General features: G+C 62.5%; 19 protein-coding genes. 1 reads left to right on the forward strand and 18 read right to left on the reverse strand.

Annotation, left to right across the window (positions count from 1 at the left end; translation table 11 throughout):
- Nucleotide 1 precedes the first annotated feature (1 nt).
- From flgL to flgB, 11 genes are all read right to left on the reverse strand, one after another.
- Entirely contained in the window at nt 2-913 is a 912-nt protein-coding gene (gene flgL, locus VPH40_RS00175) for a flagellar hook-associated protein FlgL (RefSeq protein WP_099664395.1), read from the reverse strand.
- 10 nt (nt 914-923) lie between these two features.
- Nucleotides 924-2,285: a flagellar hook-associated protein FlgK gene (gene flgK, locus VPH40_RS00180; protein WP_099664394.1), complete on the reverse strand. Its 1,362-nt coding sequence runs from the start codon at nt 2,283-2,285 to the stop codon at nt 924-926.
- Between the two features lie 81 nt (nt 2,286-2,366).
- A complete protein-coding gene (locus VPH40_RS00185; protein ID WP_369812162.1) occupies nt 2,367-2,759 on the reverse strand; it encodes a flagellar biosynthesis protein FlgJ in 393 nt (130 codons plus the stop codon).
- Complete coding sequence (locus VPH40_RS00190) at nt 2,756-3,868, reverse strand: flagellar basal body P-ring protein FlgI (protein WP_070219890.1); 1,113 nt, start codon at nt 3,866-3,868, stop codon at nt 2,756-2,758. The genes VPH40_RS00185 and VPH40_RS00190 overlap by 4 nt, the downstream gene beginning before the upstream one ends.
- Before the next feature lie 9 nt (nt 3,869-3,877).
- On the reverse strand, nt 3,878-4,540 hold the full coding sequence (flgH, locus tag VPH40_RS00195) for a flagellar basal body L-ring protein FlgH (RefSeq protein ID WP_180278556.1): 663 nt from the start codon (nt 4,538-4,540) through the stop codon (nt 3,878-3,880).
- Nucleotides 4,541-4,551: 11 nt separating this feature from the next.
- Nucleotides 4,552-5,340 (reverse strand): flagellar basal-body rod protein FlgG, encoded by a 789-nt coding sequence (gene flgG / locus VPH40_RS00200; RefSeq protein ID WP_171985002.1) that lies wholly within the window; start codon nt 5,338-5,340, stop codon nt 4,552-4,554.
- Nucleotides 5,341-5,372: 32 nt separating this feature from the next.
- Nucleotides 5,373-6,101 carry a flagellar basal body rod protein FlgF gene (locus VPH40_RS00205; protein ID WP_099664392.1) on the reverse strand — a complete coding sequence of 243 codons (729 nt, stop codon included), beginning with the start codon at nt 6,099-6,101 and terminating at the stop codon, nt 5,373-5,375.
- A gap of 26 nt (nt 6,102-6,127) precedes the next feature.
- The gene (locus VPH40_RS00210) at nt 6,128-7,306 is read right to left on the reverse strand and encodes a flagellar hook protein FlgE (RefSeq protein WP_328572297.1); all 1,179 of its coding nucleotides are present in this window, start codon (nt 7,304-7,306) and stop codon (nt 6,128-6,130) included.
- 58 nt (nt 7,307-7,364) lie between these two features.
- Nucleotides 7,365-8,018 carry a flagellar hook capping FlgD N-terminal domain-containing protein gene (locus tag VPH40_RS00215; RefSeq protein WP_099664390.1) on the reverse strand — a complete coding sequence of 218 codons (654 nt, stop codon included), beginning with the start codon at nt 8,016-8,018 and terminating at the stop codon, nt 7,365-7,367.
- Nucleotides 8,019-8,021: 3 nt separating this feature from the next.
- Nucleotides 8,022-8,438 (reverse strand): flagellar basal body rod protein FlgC, encoded by a 417-nt coding sequence (flgC, locus tag VPH40_RS00220; RefSeq protein ID WP_034757795.1) that lies wholly within the window; start codon nt 8,436-8,438, stop codon nt 8,022-8,024.
- 8 nt (nt 8,439-8,446) lie between these two features.
- Nucleotides 8,447-8,809, reverse strand: a complete 363-nt coding sequence (flgB, locus tag VPH40_RS00225; protein WP_034758109.1) for a flagellar basal body rod protein FlgB — start codon at nt 8,807-8,809, stop codon at nt 8,447-8,449.
- A 254-nt stretch (nt 8,810-9,063) separates the two neighbouring features.
- Here flgB and flgA point away from each other — a divergent pair, with 254 nt between their 5' ends.
- A complete protein-coding gene (gene flgA / locus VPH40_RS00230) occupies nt 9,064-9,711 on the forward strand; it encodes a flagellar basal body P-ring formation chaperone FlgA (protein ID WP_328572298.1) in 648 nt (215 codons plus the stop codon).
- A gap of 5 nt (nt 9,712-9,716) precedes the next feature.
- On the opposite strand, the gene VPH40_RS00235 is transcribed toward flgA, so the two are convergent.
- Genes VPH40_RS00235 through VPH40_RS00265 form a run of 7 tightly spaced genes read right to left on the reverse strand, consistent with a single transcriptional unit; the run spans nt 9,717 to nt 14,403 of the window.
- Complete coding sequence (locus tag VPH40_RS00235) at nt 9,717-10,469, reverse strand: glycoside hydrolase family 73 protein (RefSeq protein ID WP_180278555.1); 753 nt, start codon at nt 10,467-10,469, stop codon at nt 9,717-9,719.
- The gene (gene flgN / locus VPH40_RS00240) at nt 10,456-10,896 is read right to left on the reverse strand and encodes a flagellar export chaperone FlgN (protein WP_099664388.1); all 441 of its coding nucleotides are present in this window, start codon (nt 10,894-10,896) and stop codon (nt 10,456-10,458) included. Before flgN ends, VPH40_RS00235 begins: the two co-directional genes overlap by 14 nt.
- Entirely contained in the window at nt 10,893-11,183 is a 291-nt protein-coding gene (gene flgM, locus VPH40_RS00245) for a flagellar biosynthesis anti-sigma factor FlgM (protein ID WP_034757812.1), read from the reverse strand. Before flgM ends, flgN begins: the two co-directional genes overlap by 4 nt.
- Nucleotides 11,184-11,199: 16 nt before the next feature.
- A complete protein-coding gene (locus tag VPH40_RS00250; protein ID WP_289898372.1) occupies nt 11,200-12,261 on the reverse strand; it encodes a flagellar motor protein MotB in 1,062 nt (353 codons plus the stop codon).
- Nucleotides 12,188-13,102 (reverse strand): flagellar motor stator protein MotA, encoded by a 915-nt coding sequence (gene motA, locus VPH40_RS00255; protein ID WP_034757817.1) that lies wholly within the window; start codon nt 13,100-13,102, stop codon nt 12,188-12,190. The genes VPH40_RS00250 and motA overlap by 74 nt, the downstream gene beginning before the upstream one ends.
- A gap of 56 nt (nt 13,103-13,158) precedes the next feature.
- A complete protein-coding gene (locus VPH40_RS00260) occupies nt 13,159-13,902 on the reverse strand; it encodes a FliA/WhiG family RNA polymerase sigma factor (RefSeq protein WP_077403148.1) in 744 nt (247 codons plus the stop codon).
- Between the two features lie 33 nt (nt 13,903-13,935).
- A complete protein-coding gene (locus VPH40_RS00265) occupies nt 13,936-14,403 on the reverse strand; it encodes a flagellar basal body-associated FliL family protein (protein ID WP_251349230.1) in 468 nt (155 codons plus the stop codon).
- Nucleotide 14,404: the final 1 nt, after the last annotated feature.

Genomic DNA, 14,404 nt, shown 5'->3' on the forward strand with positions numbered 1-14,404 from the left:
GTCAGAGAAGATCAAACAGGGAAAGGGTGCCAACCTTGGCGTACGCCTTGTATGTTGCCTGCAGGGCCGTCTGGTAGCCGTTCAGCTCGATGGCGGCCGCGCCCATGTCGGTCTTCTTCAAGTCGGACAAGGCCATGTCGTTCGACAGCGAGACGTTGGCCAGGTTGCCGGAGAGCGTGGTCAGGATGTTTTGCGCGCCGCCAAAGATGGCGATCTTGCCAGAGAGTAAATCCATGCCGTCATCGGTGCCATCGAGCGCCGCGCCCACTACGCTGCGCACGGCCGGGTCGTTCGGGCTGACGCCAGGCTTGCCCAGCGTATCGATGGCCTGGTCGATCTTGTTCAGCCACACTTCCAGCTTGTCCACGTCGACGTTGGCCGCCTGCGTCACGCCATTGCCCACCACCACGGTCTGCGTGGCGGTGTTGCCGTTGTACGTGTAGCGCGAACCGGGGGCCGCAGCGGGATTGAACGCGATGGCCGGCTTGTCGGTATCCGTGCCGGAAAACATGTAGCGGCCTTCCTGGTCCTTCAGATTGGCCGTGTACAGCACGCTGTCGCGCATGGCGATCAGCGATTGCGTCATCGCATTCAGGTCATCCGGCGCATTGCCGCCGTCGGCGGCCCACACCAGCAGGTCGCGCGCCTGGCCCATGTCGGTGACCATGCTGGTCAGATAGTTTTCGTTTTTCAGCAGGCGCACTTTCACCGTGGCGATATTGTCCTGGTATTGCGTGACCATGGCTTGCTCGCGCGTCAGGCGCGAAATGCGCACGTTGCCGATCGGATCGTCCGATGGCAGCTGGATGCGCAAGCCCGAAGCCATCTGCTGGGTCAGGTAATTGATGCGCTCTTGATTTTGCTGAAGAGAAATATTAATCAGTGATTGGTACTGGCTGCTGGCGACACGCATGATCTTCTCCTTAACCCATCATTTGCAAAGTGGCATCAAACAAGGTATTCGCCACGGAAATGACTTTCATGTTTGCCTGGTACATATTCTGGAATTCGACGAGGTTCATCGCTTCCTCGTCCTTGTTCACGCCGCTGGTCGACTTCCAGTCGTCGATGGCTTGCGCGCGCACCGTGTTGGAAGTCTTCAGCAGGGCCTGGTTCTGCTGGCTGTAGATGGCCAGCTTGCCGACGAGCTGCGTGTCCGCATCGCTCATCAGGACGGAACCCACCCAGCTGACGCTGATCGGTTGATTCTTGATATTGATCAATTCCTGCAAATTGCCGCTGTCGCCGGCCGCGCCTGTCAACGACAGGGCCAGGTCCTTGGCGTTGAAGCCGGGGGTAATGCTCAGCTTGCCATTCGCGTAGGCCAGCAGGGGACCGCCGGATGTGCCAGCCATGGTCTTGCCCAGGGCCAGTTGCGCGTTGACCTTGCTGGTCAGCTGGGTAGCCATGTCTTGCAGCGATTGCTGCAGCGGTTTCAGGGTATTTTTTTCGAATTCGCCCAGGCCACCCATCTGGCCGCCGATGGCGACCAGATCGAGGTTGTACGACGACTTGGCGAAATCGAGGCTCAGGACCTGGTCGCCCGTGTTCGTCATGCTGCTGGTCAAGGTGCCGGCCAGGCTGCCGATGACCAGCGGCTGGCCCGATTTCAGCGCGATATTGCGCGAGCCGTCCGGCTGGTCGAGGACGTCGATGCCCATTTGCGAGGCCAGGCCGTCGATCAGCTGGTCGCGCGCATCCATCAGCGAGGACACGTTCGTGCCCGAGGCCGTGGCCGTGCTGATGCGCTGGTTCAGCGCGGCGATATTGGCCAGGGTGGTATTGGCTTGCGGCACGATCGCTGCCCGTTGCTGTTGCAACGACAGCAACTGGTTGCCCATCACGGTGCTGATGCTGTTGAAGCGCTGCGCCATGGAGTCGGCGGAGGTGATGATCTGCTGGCGCAGCGGCGTCGAGGTCGGGTCGACGGCCGAGGCGTTGAGGGCGGCGAAAAAGCCGTCGATGCCGTTGCTGATGCTGGAAGCATCGTCGCCCATCACGCGCTCGAGCTGGGTCAGGTAAGGCTGGGTCTGCGAACGGGCGCCCTGGTCGGACGCGGCGCGCCACATTTGCTGGCTTTTATATGCATCGGCAAAGCGCAGCAAGGCGGACACTTCCACGCCATTGCCGGCCGAGCGTACGCCGGCGGTGGCGCCCAGCGATGACAGCAACACACCCTGGCGCGTGTAGCCCGCCGTTTGCAGGTTGGCGATGTTCTGGCTGGCCGCATTGAGTGCGGCCTGGGCGGCGATGCTGCCTGACAATGCATTGCTGATGATGCTCATTGGGCAAGTTTCTTTCGTGAAGAGTGTGGCGCGTGCGGGTGGGCAAGCATTGAATCGTTGTTACCTTGTACAGGCGACGCTTCAGACGGATTTATTAAGCGGTGCCGCAATATTGTCGGTATTGACAGTGCTTTTGGCGGCCACGGGGGCGCCGGCCGCCGGCAGCAGCTGGCGCAGGATGGCGTCGGCGATGCCGAAGGCGCGCTGGCCAGCCATCTTGTCGGCCACCAGGTTGTCGGCCATTTCCAGCATGTCGCTGTTGATGGGGTCCTTGAAGACGCTGTCTTCGCCCGCCATCTCGCGCGTGCCCGAACGCATCTGGCGCAGCATGTGCGAGATGAAGAATGCTTCGAACTTGACGGCCGCCTCGGTGGCCTTAGCCGCATAGCGCGGGTCGGCCGGCGTGGCGGCCGCAGGGGAGCGGTCGTCGAGCGCCGAGGGCAGGGCGCTGCTGCTGTCGTTGATATTCATCATATGACCACCAGTTCGCCTTCGATGGCGCCAGCCTGGTCGAGGGCTTGTAAAATTGCCATGATGTCATCGGGCGAAGCACCCAGGCTGTTGACCACGTCGATGATCGATTGCAGCTTGGCGCCGGCCGGCCATTTGAACATATTGCCGTTGCCCTGGTCGACGGACACCTTCGATTGCGGCGTGACGGTGGTCTGGCCGCGGCCGAATGGCGCAGGCTGGCTGACGGCCGAGCTTTCGGAAATGACGACCTTGAGCGAGCCGTGCGTGACGGCGGCCGCCTTCACGCGCAAGCCTTCGGCGATGACGACGGTGCCCGTGCGCGAATTGAAGACCACTTTCGGCGTATCGACGCCGACGTCGACGCTCAAGGCTTCCAGCTTGGCCATGAAGGCCACGCGCTGGGTCGGGTTTTCCGGCGCCAGCACTTCCACGCTGGTGGCGTCGCGCGTGGTGGCGACGGCGCCAAAGCGGCGGTTGACGGCTTCGACGATATTGATGGCCGTCTCGAAATGCGGGTGGCGCAAGTTCAGGGTGACGGTCGGCTTGGTCGAGAAATCGCTGAGGATCTCGCGCTCGATGTTGGCGCCGTTGGGAATGCGGCCCGAGGTGGGCGTGTTGACGGTGACGGACGAGCCGCTCTTGCCGGTGGCGTTCAGGCCGCCGACGACGACGTTGCCTTGCGCCAGCGCATACGTTTCATTGTCGGCTGCGCGCAATTGCGTCAGCAGCAGGGTGCCGCCGCGCAAGCTTTTCGCATCGCCCAGGGACGAGACGGTGACGTCGATGGCCTGGCCACGGCGGTATCCTGGTGGAAACACGGCGCTGACCATGACGGTGGCGACGTTCTTGCTTTTCGCTTCGGCGCCGTCCGGCATCTTCACGCCGAACTGCTTGAGCATGTTGACCACGGACTGACTGGAAAACTTCACCTGGGTGGTGTCGCCGCTGCCGTTCAGGCCCACGACGAGGCCGTAGCCGACCAGCGGGTTGTCGCGCACGCCCTCGATACTGACCAGGTTGCGCAGCACTTGCGCGGCGCTGGCGGGCAGGGCAAAGCCGGAGAGCGCGGCCAGCATGGCTGCCAGGGGCAGGGCGGAACGAAATTTCATGAGGTCACCTTAAAACGGCATCCATGGGCCGACGAAGAAGCGCGTCAGCCAGCCTGGTGTATTGGCTTCGGCCAGGGTGCCCTGGCCGGAATAGGCGATCTGTGCATTGGCAATGCGCAAGGACGAGACCTGGTTGCTGGAATCGATGTCGGCCGCGCGCAGGTAGCCGCGCAGGCGCACGAATTCCTCGCCCTGGTTCAGGGTCAGGGTTTTTTCGCCCTGTACGCGCAGCAAGCCGTTCGGCAGGACTTCCTGCACGATCACGGTGATGGCGCCGGACAGCGCATTTTGCTGCGTGCTGGTCGAGTCGCCGGCGAAGTTGCGGTCGGCCGACAGGTCGACGCCCGTCTTGGGGAGGGTCTTGCCGAGGATATTGGCCGCCTTCACGCCGACGGACGAGCCCTTGTTGAACGAGGTGCCCGCCTTCTTGCTGGCCTGCGTGGTTTCCTGCAGCGCCACCGTGACGACGTCGCCGACGCGGAAGGCGCGGCTGTCCGAGATCAGATCCAGGCTTGCATCGGGATTGAACACGCCGCCGGCCACGCCGCCGCGCGCAGCGCTGCGCGGCGCCACGGGCAGCGGCGTATCGGAAAAGCTCGGTGCCACCGGCGCGGCCGGCTGGCTGGCGCAACCGGCCATCAATACCAGCAGCATGGCTGCCGTGGCTTTCATGGCGACTGTCATCAGCGTGCCGCTTGCGCCAGGTATTGCAGCATATTGTCGGCGGCCGACAGCACCTTGGTGTTCATTTCATAGGTGCGCTGGGCAGCGATCATGTCGACCATCTCTTCGACCACCTGCACGTTCGAGCCTTCCAGCGCGAACTGCTTCAGCTTGCCCAGGGCGCCTTCGCCGGGACGGCCTTCCGTCGGCGTGCCGCTCGATGCCGTTTCCTGGAACAGGTTTTCACCGAGTGCCAGCAGGCCCGTCGGGTTGACGAAGCTGGAAAGGTTCAGCTGGCCCAGCTGGGTGCCGTTGACATTGCCCGGGACGGTGGCCGTGACCATGCCGTTTTCGCCGATGGTGATGGCCGTGGCGTTGTTCGGCACGGTGATCTGCGGCACCAGGGGCAGGCCCTGGGCGTTGACCATCACGCCGTTTTCATTGATGCCCAGCTGGCCGGCGCGCGTATAGGCCGCTTCGCCGTTCGGGCGCAGCACCTGCAGGAAGCCGTTGCCGGTGATGGCGACGTCGAATTCGCGGCTCGTCGTTTGCAGGCTGCCGGTGGTAAACACCTTTTGCGTGCCGACCATGTGCGTGCCGTTACCCAGCTGTACGCCCGAAGGCGAGAGGGTGTTGTCGGCGCGCTGCGTGCCCGGCTGCTGCTCGACCTGGTAAAACAGGTCTTCGAAGACGACGCGGTCGCGCTTGAAACCGACGGTGTTGACGTTGGCCAGGTTATTCGCGATGGCTTGCAGTTTGGCATCTTGTGCCTGCACGCCGGTCTTGCTGATCCACATTGCTGGATTCATGTGTTGCTCCTAGTAATTGATTGGCGTGGGGCTCAAGCGCCCAGCAGGCGGTTGCCCGATTCCGTCATGGAATCGCTGGCCTTGAATACTTTCATCTGCATCTCGAAACTGCGGTTCAGGCTCATGGTGGCGACCATTTCCTCGACGGCCGAGACGTTGCTGCCTTCCAGGTGGCGGTCGCGGATGCGTACCGCCGGATCGGCCTGCAAGTCTTCGCCGCTGCGCGCCACGATCAGGCCCGCCTCGTTCTTGGTCAGCTCGCCCGCTTCGGCGTTGACAAGCTTGAGCTTGTCGACCGTCTGCATTTGCGCGGTGCCCGGCACCTGGATGGAAATCGTGCCATCGCTGCCGATCGACAGGCTGGTGTGCTCGGGAATCGTGATCGGGCCGCCTTCGCCCAGCACGGGCCGGCCATTGATGGTCAGCGCACCCGTTTCATCGAGATCCATGGCGCCGGCGCGCGTGTAGGCTTCGCCGTTTTGCCACTGCACCGCAAGAAAGCCGGGGCCCGTGACGGCCACGTCGAGTTCGCGTCCCGTTTCCTTGATGGCGCCCGTGCGCGTGCCGACGGCGCTCGACTGCGTCTGCGTCATGTGGCGGTCGTCGTAGCCATAGCCGTTTTGCAACGGCTGGGCAGTGGACACTTCCAGGTTGGCGCGAAAGCCGCCCGTCTCGATGTTGGCCAGGTTGTTGGCGTGTACCTGCTGTGCCCGCAGGGCACGGTCGGCCCCGCTCATGGCGGTATAAATCAGCGCATCCATTGCTCTTTACCTTTGCGTATCGTGGATTACAGCGCTTGCATCAGCGATTGCAGCATGGCGTTCTCGGTCGAGATGACCTTCGAGTTCGCCTGGTAGTTACGCTGCGACGTCATCAGGCCCACCAGTTCGGAGGTGATGTCGACGTTCGACTGTTCCAGCGAGCTCGTCGTCAGTTTGCCGGCCATGCCGACGCCCGGACGGTCATACATGGCGGTGCCGGAAGTGGTCGAGGCGACCCAGCTGGTATCGTTGACGGCCGTCAATGCGCCTTCGTCGGGGAAGGTGGCCAGGGCGATCACGCCGATGCTTTGCTTCTGGCCGTTCGTGTATTTCGCCACGACGGAGCCGTCATCGGCCAGTTCCACGCCCGTGTAGGTGCCCGAGGCATAGCCGTCGGCGCGGTCGGTCGAGGTGGTCGCTTCGCCGGCGAACTGGGTGGTGCCCGTGTAGTCGATGGCGATCGACAGCGGCGCGGCGCCTGTCGGCGTGCCCAGCGCCAGGTTGACCGGTGCGGCCAGGTTCAGCTTGCCGGAGGTATTGAAGGTCATGCTCGTCACCGTCCCCAGATCGGCGTTGTCGAGGGTGTAGTGCACGTCCACGCCCGTTGCCGTCTTGACGAAGTACTGGCCCACCGAGTGCTTGGCGCCCAGCGAATCGTAGACGATCGAGGACTTGGCGCTGTTGTAGCTCAATTCATTGGTCTTGTCGAAAGCCGGGGTCTTGATGGTCCATTCGGACGACATGTTGGCGGCATACGCCAGCTTGGTCGACGCCACGGCGGGAATCTGGCCCGTCGGAATGTTCATGTCGCCCATGGTGCCCAGGGTGGTGCTGCCCTTGACGGCGGCATAACCCTGCACCAGGCGGCCGTTCGAATCGATCAGCTTGCCTTCATTGCTGGCCGAAAAGATGCCGACGCGGCTGTAGGTCATGGTGTTTTGCGCATCGCGCGTGACGAAGTAGCCGCGGCCATCGATGGCCGCGTCGAGCGCGCGGCCCGTGTTCAGCACGCCGCCATTGAGCGACATGCTTTGCGTGATCGAGCCCACTTCCGTGCCCGTGGCGCGCGAACCGGCGTACATGGCCGAAAAGTTGGCGCGGCTGCTCTTGAAACCGTAGGTGCCGGCATTGGCGATATTGTTACTGGTGCTGTTCAACTGTTGGTTGATGGACTGGATACCGGACAGGGCGATGTCGAAACTCATGTTGACTTCCTTTAGTGAAGGACGAGATTAGTGTGCAGGAAACGAAGGGGCGAGCGGATCAGGCCGTCTTGCCGTTAAAGCCGGTGATCGCGCCAGGGTTGACTTCGCCCAGGTTCGACACGCTCAAAATCATGCTGCCGCTGGACGACAGGCGCACGCTGTTGAGCTTGCCTGCAATGTCGACCGTTGGTTTTTCAGCGCCGCTGGTACTGACCGTCATGCTGTAGGTGCCGGCAGGCAAGCCCAAGGCCACGGGATCGATGGTGAACGGCACCGTGCCGGGCGCCTTGGCGCCCAGTTCGATCTTGTATTCCTTGTCGTCCAGCCCTTTCAGGGTCACGGTGGTCTTGGTGGTGCTGGCGGCCAGCGCGATGGTGCCGCTGACCTTGCTCTTGTCGAGCTGGACCGTTTCAGTGTTGACCATGACTTCCGAACCCACTTGCGCGCCCAGGGCCAGCACTTGCATCGATTGCAGCACGCTGGCATTGGCGCTGGTCAGCGCCGACAGGTTTTGCATCGCTTCCGTCTGCGCCTGCTGCGTCAATTGATTGACGAACTGGCTCGGATCGGTCGGCGCGAGGGGATCCTGGTTCTTGATCTGCGCGACCAGCAACTTGGTGAACATATCCTGGGTGGCATTGCTTTGCGACTTGACGGCATTGCTGTTGCTATTGCTGCCGCTGGTGTTATTTGTAAAGAGGTTGGTTTCCATGGATTATGCTTCACCTAATTTGAGGAGCGATTGCTGCATCGACTTGATGCGGCCCAGAACTTCGACATTTGTTTCAAACGCGCGCGACGCCGACATCATGTCGGTCATCTCGGCAACCTGATTGACGTTGGGATAGAACACCATGCCATCGGCATTGGCCATCGGGTGGCCCGGTTCATAGACCTTGCGCAGCGGCTCATCGCTTTGCACCACGTCGAGTACCTGTACTCTTCCACCGGCGCCGCTGGCGCCCGGGCCGTCCATCACGGCCGCAAACACGGGCTTGCGCGCGCGGTAGGTTTCGCCTTCGGAACCGGCAACGGAATCGGCATTGGCCAGGTTGCTGGCGATGGTATTGAGGCGCACGGTTTGCGCCGCCATCGCCGAACCGGCGATCTTGGAAATGTCCTGGAAGCTCATGCTGATCCTTATTGTCCGGAAATGGCCTTGGACAGACCCTTCAGTTTCATGTTGACGAAAGTGAGGCTGGTCTGGAAGTCGGTGGCATTCTGCGAGAACGCCGCCTGCTCGACGCCGATTTCGACGGTGTTGCCGTCGCGGCTAGGGTGGTAGGGGACGCGGTACAGGGCGCTGGCATCGTCATCGGTCGACAGCAGGCCCGCCTCGTTGTCCTGCAACTGCTGCAGGGCGCTGCCGAAATCCATGTCCATGGCCTGGAAGCCGGGCGTGTTTTCATTGGCGATGTTGGCGGCCAGTACGCGTGTACGGTCGGCACGCAGCGCGAGTGCATCGGCGTGCACGCCCAGCGCATCCTTGAAATTAATCCCCATGGTCATCCTTTGTGTTGAATTCGATCGTGCTTTTTGCGGTTCGGGCCAGAAAATAGGTGGTGCAGAGGTAAAATCCCAGCCTGGTCATGTTGACGCATGGTAAGGTCATGCCGCTTCAGTATCTTTGATTAAGGTTAGCAATGATTTACTTTGAGAACTATTCCGTGATGTGGAACAAGGCGCAATGTCGTCACATACTGCTTCCGGGCCTCTTTTTACTGACCAGCCTATATAGTAGTGCAGGATGCGCAGAATTGCCAGCCGACAATATATTTTCGCGTGTGGAACAATTGGCGCGCGAGCAATTGGTGCAGCAAGCAGCCTCGGCGGGACTGCTGGAACCGCAGTTTCAAGTGGCCGTGGTCAAAAGCACGCGCCCCGTGCCGGCGTGCGCGGCGCCCGTCGCGCTGGAAACGGCGGACAGCCGTTCGGCGCAGCGCATGCGCTTCGTGGCAGTGTGTCCTGGAAGCAACGGTTGGCGCTATGAAATGCTGGCGCGCGGCAGCATTACGGCCCAGGTCGCGGTGACGAGCGCCCCAGTGACGGCGAATACGCCGTTGCAGGCGGGCGACGTGACCCTGGCGCGGCGCGACGTGACGATGGTGCCGGACAGTATTTCCTCCTTGCCCGGCGCCGTTGGCCTGTCGAGCCGGCGCAGCTTGCGTGCCGGCGAAGTGTTGCGGCAAGGGCAACTGGCGTCGCCCGTGTTGATCAAGCGGGGCAGTGCGGTGAATATCGTGGCCCGCAAGGAGCAGGTGGAAGTGAGCATGGCCGGCGAAGCGCTGGATCCGGGCGCGCTGGGCGAGGTGATTCGCGTGCGCAACGCCGCCAGCGGCACAGTGATACGTGCCAGGGTGGTCAATGCGGGCGTGGTGGAACCGGCCGAACTTCCCGGCCGTTAAGGAAACTACTCGGCGGCGGCCGTGCGCTGCAGACGCGTCGCCAGCTGGGTCAGTTTGGCGGCGTAGTTGGGGTCGGTGGCATAGCCGCCGCGCGCCAGGCCTTGCGCAAAAGCGCCCGCGTCGCTACCCGTGTTCAGGGCGGCGCGGTAGCGGGGATTGTCGAGCAATACTTGCGCATAGTCGCGGAAGGCGCTGGCCTGGTCCGGATAACTGCGGAAACGTTCCGTTTTCTTCAGGGCCGTGCCGCTGCCCGCCTCGTATTCGGTGGTGACATTGCTGGCCACGTCGCCTTGCCATTTGCCGCCGGCCTTGATGCCGAACAGATTATTTGTGTCCGCGCCCGTGCCCTGGCGCAGCGGACGCTGGCCCCAGCCCGATTCCAGCGCCGCGTGGGCGGCGACGATTTCCGGCGCCACGCCCAGGCGCGCGCCCGTTTCCTGCGTCCATGGCTTGATCGAGGCGAGGAATTGCTGCTGCGTTTCGCCGATCTCGCCGCCCTGGTTGATGCTGCCCAGCACATTGACGGGCTGGCTCTGCTCCAGGTAGGCACGGCCTTGCGGGTTCAGGCTGGTGGCGTTGCCGCCGCCCTGTTCGATGAAGCGGGCCACTTCGCCCTGTACTTGCCGGAATACGCTGCTGAAGCTGCCGGCGCCTGCCGTGGCAGGGGTTGCGTGCATATTGCTTTGCACGGCATTCGTCGCCATCGTCGACGGCGTGGCGGCCATGGCGCCCATCTGTGAAAAATCAGCCTGGCGCATACGTATCTTCCTCGCCATGCAGCACGCGCTGCATGATGCTGTACTGCTCTGTTAATAAATCGCTGTTGCGGGCATTCAGGCGCTTGCATTCGAGCACCATCTGCTCGAGCGCAGCCCAGTCGCGCTCGGCGGTGGTGCGCGCGTCATCTTGCAATAACGCAAACAATTGCGGCATATCGCCTTGCGGGCCCAGCAGGGCAGTGACGAGGCTGACCCGCTGGCGGCGGCGCGCATCGAGGGGCTCGACGGCGGCGATGACCTGGTCGGCCAGTGCCGTCAATTGCGCGCTCTGATGGTGCAAGGTCGCCTGGAATTGCTCTTCCAGCACGGTTTGCAGGGCGGCATAGCCGATGCTGTCGTCTTTCATGCCTTGCAGCACGCGGCGCATGGCTTCCTGGCGCGTGATGCCCTTGCGCGGCGCGGTCACGATTCGCCGCCGTGGAAACGCTGGATCAAGCCTGCCAGTTTCGACGGATCGAACGGCAATTCGCCCTTGGCCAGCGCATCGCGCAGCATGGCCACGCGCTCATGGTCGATTTCGGGCATGGCGCGCAGGGCGGCCATGGCCGGTTGCAGCACGGCCGATTGCAGTTCCGCCCCGGCCGACGAGCCGCCCATGGCGCCGGCGGCGCCCGCGTTCTCGGCGATCGCCTCGGCCGGCGCGACGGCGCTGCTGCGTACGGCAGCACCGGTATTGCCGGAGGAGATTTTCATACGTTGTCCCTTGCCCTTAATTTGCATGCTCATCCCGCTCCTTCTTTGCGGGCAAGCCCAGTTTCTCGCGCAGGCGCTGCAAGGTGCCCGAGTCCGGTTCGCCCACTTGCAATTCTTCGCCCTGCGGCTTTTGTCCGGCCATGCCGAACATGGCGGCGATGCTGTCAGCCTGGCCACGCGTCAATATTAACAGTTCGATGCGGCGGTTGATGCCGGCGCTGGCGTTTTTTACGTCCAGCGGCGCGCGGTCGGCCATGCCGACCACTTGCAGCACGCTGTCCGGACTCATGCTGCCGATCAACAATTGCGCGCGCGCCGACATGGCGCGGTTGGCCGACAGGGTCCAGTTCGAAAAGCCTTCATAGCCGGTATTGGCGTATTGCATCGAATCGGTGTGGCCGACGATCAGCATCTGGTTATCCATTTGCGCAAACACGGGGCCCATCTGGCGCAGCAGCTTGCGGAAACGGTCGGTCGGCACGGCGCTGCCGCGCACGAACATGCCTTGCTTGTCCGTGTCGTGCAGCATGACGCGCAAGCCGTACGGCGTGATCACGGATTGCAAATTGCTCTTCAATCCCGCTTCATCGCTGAGCTTATCGAGCGCGCGCGACAGGCTCAGCAAGTCTTCCGGCGATTGGTAGCTGACCTTGGTCTGGTTGGGCGGCGCGGTGCCGGCCTTGCCGTCCTGCATCTGCTTGCCTTCCGTGCGCGTGTCGCCCGTGCCTTTGCGGGGCATGGGGAAGCGCTCGATCAGGCTGCCGCGCGGGCCGCCTTTCTGTTCCGGCATGACGCCCTGGCCTTCGCCCTGGCGGCTGCCTGCCGACGCATCCATCATGATTTCCTTCATCGCCTGCTGCTCGCGCGCGGCCATCAGCCACAGCACGAGGAACAGCGACAGCAGGGCCAGGCAAAAGTCGGCGAACGCTACTTTCCAGGCGCCGCCATGGCCATCGTCGTCGTGCTTGCGGCCGGCACGCTTGATGATGGCCTGTTCATGTTTCTCATGCGGCTTTAGCACGGCGGCCTCCCCGGCCTTGGCCTTGCTCTTGTTCGGCGCCGCCATCTTCCAGCGCATTGATCCAGCTTTCCAGCTGGGCGAAGCTAGGCTTGATGTTCAGCTGCACCAGGCGGCGGCCCGCATCGATGGCCAGCAGGGGCGGTTTGCCCGCCACGTGCGTGACCAGCACGACCTTCACGCATTCCATGGTCGAGCCTTCCTCGCCCACCAGCTGTTTCATCATGTTACACATCGGATCGAGCACGCCGTAGCAGAAGAAGATGCCGATGAAGGTACCGACCATGGCGGCGCCCACTTTTTCCGAGATTTCCGCCGCATCGGCGCCGTCGGCCACGGAATTCATGGCCATCACGATGCCCAGAACGGCGGCCAGAATACCGAAGCCGGGCATGGCTTCGGCGATCTTGTGCAAGGATTTCGACGGTTGCAGCAATTCGTCGTGGATGGCTTCCAGTTCCTGCTCCAGCACGCCTTCGAGCTCATGCGCGTTGATCTTGCCCATCGCCATCAAACGGAAGTTGTCGACGATGAAGGCGAGCAGCTTCGGCTCTTCCAGCACCAGCGGATAGCGCTGGAACAGGGCGCTTTCGCGCGGCGCCTCGACGTGGGCATCGAGCGCCTTCAGGCCGCCGGCGGCCGTTTGCAGCAGTTCATACATCAGCAGCAGCAACTGGCGCTGGAATTCCGAGCCTTGCTTCTTGTGCGTGACGATCTTGCGCATCTGGTGCAGCATTTCACCGAGTACATGCTTGGGGTTGCCCAGCACCAGGGCGCCGACGGCGGCGCCGATGATGATGATCAACTCGACCGGTTGCCAGATCGCGTGGACGGTGCCGCCCATCAGGGCGAAGCCTCCGAATACACACCCCATCACGATTAAGATACCGATAATTACCATGTCAACTGCCTTTCTGCGTCATTGTGCTGCGTCAATTTGATGGATAGTGCTGAAACTTATGCGTCTTGCAGCATGGTTTTCATCTTGCCCAGCGCCGTCTTGTTCAACTGGCAGACGCGGGCGTCGCTCAGGTCTAGCACGGCGGCAATTTCTTTATAGCTCAGTTCGAATTCGTAATACATCTGGATCACGCGCTGTTCCCGTTCGTCCAGCGTGCGCAGCGCCTGTTCCAGGCTGCGCCGCACCATCAATTGCTCTTCCGGGCTCGGTGCGCTGTCGGCTTGTCCCAGGCTTTCCTGCAGCACTTCATCAAAACTGGCGATCAGCTCGGCGTTTTCCGCCAGCTGGTACTCCTGGAAGGCTTCCGGCGTCAGCTTCAGGGCCGCCATGATTTCCGCTTCCAGCGGCTCGCGCCCCAGGCGCCGGGTCAGGGCGCGCACGCTGTCGCGCAGGCGGTGGCTTTCCTGGCGCACGGCGCGCGGACGCCAGTCCTGGCGCCGCAATTCATCGAGGATGGCGCCGCGGATGCGCAGGCTGGCATAGCTGCCGAACGACTGGTCCGGCACGCCGTAGCGGCGCAAGGCTTCGAGCAAGCCCATCAGGCCGATCTGTTCCATGTCGTCGCGGTCGATGGCGCCCGACACCTGCGAATTGAGCTGGCGCACGATGCGTTTCACCAAAGGGGAGTACGCCACCAGATGTTGTTGTTCTTCGGCAACACTGAGCACTGCCGCGCAAGCGCTGGCGGCGGCATATTCGCCGGCGCCATACGCTTCCTGGTATTGCTCTACATAGGCCAAGGGATCTCCCACTAGGTCGGCTGGCGTGTTGGCTTATTCAATGATCAGCTTGCCGACCATGACTTCGGTGAACGGTTTTTCCATCTGTTCGCGTTCATAGCTGACATTGAAGGCCTTGTTGATCTGTTCGGCAAATTGCTCCACCGTCATCGTCTGTGCCTTGTCCATCGGGAAACTCGACAGGGTGCTGACGGCGATCGAACGCATCAGCGGCAAGTGGTCCTTGGTCAGCTTTTCCTTTTCCTCGGTGGTGGCGATCACCAGGTCGGCCGACAGGTAATGCGTTTCACCTTCGCCGGGGCCGCGCCGCAGCATCACGATGACCTTGTCCAGCGTGAGGAACTTGCGCGCCTTCTTGCCTGTGGCCGGCGGCGGGGTCTTGGCTTCGGCCACCTCGGCATGGCCGGCAACCGGCTTGGCCAGGTACCACATGGCGCCGCCAGCGGCGCCGGCGGCCAGCACGGCCACGGCGACAAAGCCGCCTATCAGTTTCATTTTCATA

The sequence above is a fragment of the Janthinobacterium sp. P210005 genome, from assembly GCF_036231865.1.
Taxonomy (GTDB): domain Bacteria; phylum Pseudomonadota; class Gammaproteobacteria; order Burkholderiales; family Burkholderiaceae_D; genus Janthinobacterium; species Janthinobacterium kumbetense.

What these genes read in the sequence shown, in the direction of transcription:
- flgL (WP_099664395.1), bottom strand. Translation starts at nt 913, where the DNA reads ATGCGTGTCGCCAGCAGCCAGTACCAATCACTGATTAATATTTCTCTT.
- VPH40_RS00265 (WP_251349230.1), bottom strand. Translation starts at nt 14,403, where the DNA reads ATGAAAATGAAACTGATAGGCGGCTTTGTCGCCGTGGCCGTGCTGGCC.
- flgH (WP_180278556.1), bottom strand. Translation starts at nt 4,540, where the DNA reads ATGAAAGCCACGGCAGCCATGCTGCTGGTATTGATGGCCGGTTGCGCC.
- flgC (WP_034757795.1), bottom strand. Translation starts at nt 8,438, where the DNA reads ATGAGCTTCCAGGACATTTCCAAGATCGCCGGTTCGGCGATGGCGGCG.
- flgG (WP_171985002.1), bottom strand. Translation starts at nt 5,340, where the DNA reads ATGAATCCAGCAATGTGGATCAGCAAGACCGGCGTGCAGGCACAAGAT.
- VPH40_RS00185 (WP_369812162.1), bottom strand. Translation starts at nt 2,759, where the DNA reads ATGATGAATATCAACGACAGCAGCAGCGCCCTGCCCTCGGCGCTCGAC.
- VPH40_RS00205 (WP_099664392.1), bottom strand. Translation starts at nt 6,101, where the DNA reads ATGGATGCGCTGATTTATACCGCCATGAGCGGGGCCGACCGTGCCCTG.
- VPH40_RS00250 (WP_289898372.1), bottom strand. Translation starts at nt 12,261, where the DNA reads ATGCGCTGGAAGATGGCGGCGCCGAACAAGAGCAAGGCCAAGGCCGGG.
- flgB (WP_034758109.1), bottom strand. Translation starts at nt 8,809, where the DNA reads ATGGGGATTAATTTCAAGGATGCGCTGGGCGTGCACGCCGATGCACTC.
- VPH40_RS00190 (WP_070219890.1), bottom strand. Translation starts at nt 3,868, where the DNA reads ATGAAATTTCGTTCCGCCCTGCCCCTGGCAGCCATGCTGGCCGCGCTC.
- motA (WP_034757817.1), bottom strand. Translation starts at nt 13,102, where the DNA reads ATGGTAATTATCGGTATCTTAATCGTGATGGGGTGTGTATTCGGAGGC.
- VPH40_RS00235 (WP_180278555.1), bottom strand. Translation starts at nt 10,469, where the DNA reads ATGCGCCAGGCTGATTTTTCACAGATGGGCGCCATGGCCGCCACGCCG.
- flgM (WP_034757812.1), bottom strand. Translation starts at nt 11,183, where the DNA reads ATGAAAATCTCCTCCGGCAATACCGGTGCTGCCGTACGCAGCAGCGCC.
- VPH40_RS00210 (WP_328572297.1), bottom strand. Translation starts at nt 7,306, where the DNA reads ATGAGTTTCGACATCGCCCTGTCCGGTATCCAGTCCATCAACCAACAG.
- flgK (WP_099664394.1), bottom strand. Translation starts at nt 2,285, where the DNA reads ATGAGCATCATCAGCAATGCATTGTCAGGCAGCATCGCCGCCCAGGCC.
- VPH40_RS00215 (WP_099664390.1), bottom strand. Translation starts at nt 8,018, where the DNA reads ATGGAAACCAACCTCTTTACAAATAACACCAGCGGCAGCAATAGCAAC.